Here is a 4,473-nt window from a genome sequence, read left to right as displayed (position 1 = left end):
CGCGCCCGCTTCAACGAGCCGGGCGAGACGTCGGCCAAGGACACCGCGCTCTTCATCCAGGACACTTGGTCGATCACCGACAAGTGGACGGTGAAGCTCGGCCTGCGCTCCTCGACGCAGAAGCTCAAGGGCGCCGGCGAGTTCATCGTGCCGATCCGCCAGGTGGCGGCCGGCCTGTTCATCAACGACCCGCAGTCGTTCAAGCCGAACAGCTACGACTTCGACACCGAGTGGAGCCCGCGCTTCGGCGTGACGTTCGACCCGCTCGGCAACGGCAAGGTGAAGTTCTACGCCAGCGCGGCGCGCTACTTCGAGCGCGTCCCGTCCGACCTCGCGGTGCGCCAGTTCTCCAACGAGTTCGGCGTCAGCAAGTTCGAGTTCAGCGATCCGAACCTGACCACGCGCCGCGGGACTACCGGGAGCCCGAACCTCCAGGGCCTGGGGACGACGTCGGTCCAAGCGGGCACGAAGCTCCCGTACGAAGACGAGTACGTCGTCGGCTGGCAGCAGCTCGTCCGCCCCGACCTCTCCGTCGAGGTCCGCGGCGTCTTCCGCAAGCAGGGCCGCGTCCTCGAGGACGTTCAGTTCACGGTCCTCGAAGACATCCAGAATTACTATTACGGTGGCCAATGCATCAAGATCGGCAGCAATGACTGTGCGCAACGGACGACCAACCCGTTCCCGACCTACGGCTCCGCTCCGTTCGGCTCCTACGTCCTCGCCAACCCGGGCGAGAACACCCAAGGCCCGTTCGGCAAGCCGGAACGCGAGTACAAGGCGATCGAAGTCCAGATCGAAAAGCGCCTCTCCAACCACTGGGCCGGCTTCGCGAACTACCGCTACAGCCGCCTGCAGGGCAACTACGAAGGCCTGTTCCGCAACGACAACGGCCAGTCGGATCCGAACATCACGTCGCTGTTCGACTTCCCGAACTCGACGCTGATGCGCGGCCAGTACCAGTCCGGCTACCTGAACAACGACCGTCCGCACGTCCTGCACGTCGGCGGCACCTACTTCTTCGACAGCGGCGTCGAGGTCGGAGGCATCCTGAACTGGCAGTCCGGCCGTCCGCGCACCCCGATGCTCGCCCATCCTAACTACCAGAACGCTGGTGAACTGCCGGGCCGCGATCCGCTCTACTATTCGTGGAACACGAGTCTCAACGATGGCCAAGGCGGCTGGCAACTCGCGGAAAGCTGCACCGGCGACGGTGGTTGCTTCCTTGGCGCCTACACTGACGCGCCGCGCGGCTACCTCGGGCGGATGCCGGACCTCTCGACGATCGACTTCCACGTCGGGTACGGCCGGAACATCGGCAAGACCCACATGAAGGTCAGCCTCGACGTCAGCAACATCTTCAACAACCAGGAAGTCCAGAACTACAACGACGACGCCGAAACGGCCGCCGCGGTCAAGGATCCGGAATACCTGAAGATCCTGGGCTACCAGCAGCCGCGCTCGGTCCGTCTCGCGGTTCTCTGGGACTGGTGATCCGGCAGTAACCCACAGTCCCTCGCACCACCGACCGGCGGGGCCCCAGCGGCCCCGCCGGTTTCTATTTGCGCGACGCCGTCGGGGCGGGCCCGCGGATGCGCGGCGGCGGTCTCGATCGGCGCGCCGCGGGGCGCGCGCGGTGGCAAAATGCGCGTCATGAAGAACCGTCGTGGGGTCGCAATCGTCGTCGTCGCCGCGTTCGCGCTGCTGGCTCTCGCCGGCGTCGCGTGGCGCTCGCTTCCGGCCGCCGGCGCCGGCGAAGTCCTCGTCGCCGACGCGCGCGCCGTCGCCGGGCCGATCCGGGTCTTCGTCGCGCCGTGGAGCGCGCGGCGCGTCGTGCGCGCGCGGCTCGCCGTTCCGCTGGACGCGCCGCTCGATCTCGGCCAAGGTTCGACGTGGCCGGTCAAGGCGACGGTCGAAGTCCGCGTCGATCCGGCCGCGGCCGGCGCCGAGGCGCGCGCGCTGCTGCTGGGGCGCGGCGCGCTCGAGCGCGCGATCGCGGAGCGTGCGCCGGCGGCGCTCGCCGACGCGGCGCGCAAGCTCGGCGCGCGCGCTCTCTTCGCGCGGCCGGCCGCGCTCGGCGCTCCGCTCGCCGCGTCGCTCGCGGCGGCGCTGCCGGCGGGGCTCTCCATCGCCGACGTCGAGGTCGCGGTCGCCGTGCCGCCGCAGCAGGCGCGGGCGGCGGCCTTGGCCGCGGTGCGCACCGGGGAACGGCCTCCGGTCGCGCGCGTCCTCTACATCGGCCTCGACGCCGCCGACTGGGAGATCGTAGATCGCCTGGTCGCGGCGGGCTCGCTGCCGACCTTCGCGCGGATCGAGCGCGAGGGGGTGCGCGCGGACCTGTTGCCGTACAACCCGATGATGTCGCCGCTGCTCTGGACCACGGCCCTGACGGGACGCGGGCCGGACGAGCACGGCATCGCCGACTTCACGCTGACGCGCGGCGGCGAGGACGACCTCGTGCCGATGACGTCGGTGCACCGCAAGGCGCCCGCGCTGTGGGAAATTCTCGCCGCGGCGGGACAGCCGTCGGGCTTCGTGAACCACTGGGCGACGCAGCCGGCGGAGGAGACGCCGGGGGCGCTCGTCTCGAACCTCGCCGCGAACGCGATGGCCCACGGCGCGGCGAAGGCGCCGGCGGGCGTCGTCTGGCCGCCCGACTTCCTCGATTCGATGCGCGGCGAACTGACGACGACCGACGGCGTGTCGGCCGCCGAAGTGCGGCAGTACGCGCCGCGGATGTCGGACGAGGAGCTGCGGGACGGCCGGCGCTTCTGGAGCGACGAGGCGCTGCGCGCGCGGTGGGAGAGCGAGCACAAGACCGGCCGGCGCACGCCGCCCGCGGCGGCGCTGGTGGATCTCGCGGCGACGACGCACAACGTCGAGGCGATCGCGCGGCGGCTCGTCGCGCGGAAGGACCTCGGCGTCGTCTCCGTCTACTTCGAGGACATCGACATCATCGGCCACAGCTTCATGCATCTCGCGCCGCCGGCGCTGGCCAACGCCGATCCGCGGGAGGCGGCGATCTACGGCGACGCCGTGGACAACTGCTACCGGGAGCAGGACGCGATGCTCGGCCGGCTGATCGCCGAGGCCGGGCCGGACACGATCGTGATCGTCCACTCCGACCACGGCTTCCAGTCGGGGCCGCGGCGGCCGAAGGACATCCTGCCGTTCACGCGCGGACAACCGGTCGAATGGCACCGCACCCCGGGCCTCTTCGCCGCGATCGGCGGTCCGGTGCGCAAGGGCGCGCGCCTGCCGGCGGTCTCGATCTTCGACGTCGCGCCGACGATCCTCGCCCTGCGCGGCCTGCCGCCGGGGGAGAACATGCCGGGGCGCGTGCGCGCCGACCTGCTCGAGGACGCGGCGGCGGCGAAGCTGCCGACGGAGCGCGCGCCGAGCTGGGACGCGCTCGTCGCGCCGCGGCGCTACGGCGACCAGGACGAGGAGGCGCTGGCGGCGGCGCAGGAACAGGCGCTCGACCAACTGCGCGGCCTCGGCTACGTGGACGCCGACAAGCCGAACGTGCCGGCGAAGAGCGCGCGCGGCGCGAAGGCCAAGGGCGGCGCCGCCGAGGCGCGTCCGGGCGCGACCTACTACCGCAACCTCGCGACCTACTTCATGAACCAGGACCGCTTCGCCGAGGCGGAGTCGGCGCTGGCCAAGGCGAACGACGAGAAGCCGCTGCCGAAGACGTTCCAGATGACCGCCGAGGCGCGCGCGGCGCGCGGCGACGCGGCGGGCGCGCTCGCCGCGCTCGAGGAGGGCTTCGCGAAGGTTCCCGACAAGATGGAGCCGGAGGCGGTCCGCTGGCTCGTCGACCTCGCGTTGAAGCAGGGCGATCCGGCGCGCGCCCGCGCCGCCTACGAGCGCTACGCGGCGAAGGCCCACGGCGCGCCGGGGGTCGCGGAGGAGATCGAAGGACTGCTCGCGGAGAGCCGCGGCGACCGCGGCGCGGCGAAGAGCTCCTACCTGCGCGCGCTCGAAGCCGACCCCCGCGCGGCGCGCGCGGCGGAGCGGTTCGCCGCCCTCGCCGACGACCCGTCGGAGCGGGCGCGGCTGCAGCCGTATCTGGAACGCGGCCTCGCCGCGGACCAGCGGATCGACCTCTACTGGCAGATGCTCGGACTCCTCGCCGCCGAGCGCGGCGACAGCGTGCGCGCGGCGGAGTGCTTCCACCGCGTCGTCGAGCTGCGCCCCGACGACGAGGGGATGCGGGCCAACGAGGCGACGGCGTGGCTGCGCGCGGGGCGGCTGCAGGAAGCGCGCGCCGGCTACGAGGCGCTGGCGCGGATGAACGCCACGGCGCCGCAGGTCTACGTCAATCTGGGAAGCCTGCGGGCGCAGGCCGGCGACCGCGCGGGCGCCCTCGCGGCGTGGAAGCGCGCCGTCGCGCTCGGCTACGACTCGCCGCAGCTCGCCGCGTCGATCGCGGCCTTGGAGCGCGGCCGCTGAGGCCGCGCCGATTCGCGGCGG

Annotated in this window: 2 protein-coding genes; both read left to right on the top strand. The window is 72.1% G+C overall.

Going from position 1 to position 4,473, the window contains the following annotated elements; translation table 11 throughout:
• On the top strand, positions 1–1,491 hold a 1,491-nt coding region (locus LLG88_05810; protein ID MCE5246423.1), incomplete at its 5' end, for a TonB-dependent receptor.
• A gap of 159 nt (positions 1,492–1,650) precedes the next feature.
• Positions 1,651–4,452 (top strand): alkaline phosphatase family protein, encoded by a 2,802-nt coding sequence (locus LLG88_05805; GenBank protein ID MCE5246422.1) that lies wholly within the window; start codon positions 1,651–1,653, stop codon positions 4,450–4,452.
• The last annotated feature ends 21 nt before the right edge of the window (positions 4,453–4,473 follow it).

This window comes from bacterium, assembly GCA_021372775.1.
In the GTDB taxonomy this organism is placed as follows: domain Bacteria; phylum Acidobacteriota; class Polarisedimenticolia; order J045; family J045; genus JAJFTU01.
The sequence above is the reverse complement of the archived record's forward strand: the minus strand, read 5'-3'. Positions and strand labels throughout refer to the sequence as shown.

Coding starts and splice junctions, on each gene's coding strand:
- LLG88_05805 (MCE5246422.1), top strand. CDS start 1,651: ATGAAGAACCGTCGTGGGGTCGCAATCGTCGTCGTCGCCGCGTTCGCG.